The following is a 233-nucleotide window of genomic DNA, read 5'->3' as shown; positions in this document are numbered from 1 at the left end:
AAACCCCAGGCGATAGAGTGGCTGTTGGCCGCCAGTTGCGACTTTCGTTTTCAGGTCAGCTGCGACAACCTGAGTGGTGATCATGAGCCGGATCGGGTAGGATTTACCCGCAAAGTTCGCCAGCAGGTGCTGCATTACCTGGATGGCAATACACCGGAGCGCGCGGGCATACTGTCAGAAGTGTTGCGTCAGCATTATGGTGTACAACCGCTCAGCGCAGACGATTTTCCTGA

Annotated in this window: 1 protein-coding gene; it reads left to right on the top strand. The window is 55.4% G+C overall.

The features are described 5' to 3' along the window. Positions 1 to 233 (top strand): elongation factor P hydroxylase (locus tag ACYP03_RS28150; RefSeq protein WP_459782957.1); only part of this gene is annotated, 233 nt, incomplete at both ends.

Source organism: Photobacterium sp. R1 (genome assembly GCF_054600795.1).
Note: the sequence above shows the minus strand (reverse complement) of the source record. Positions and strands in the feature narration are given on the sequence as shown.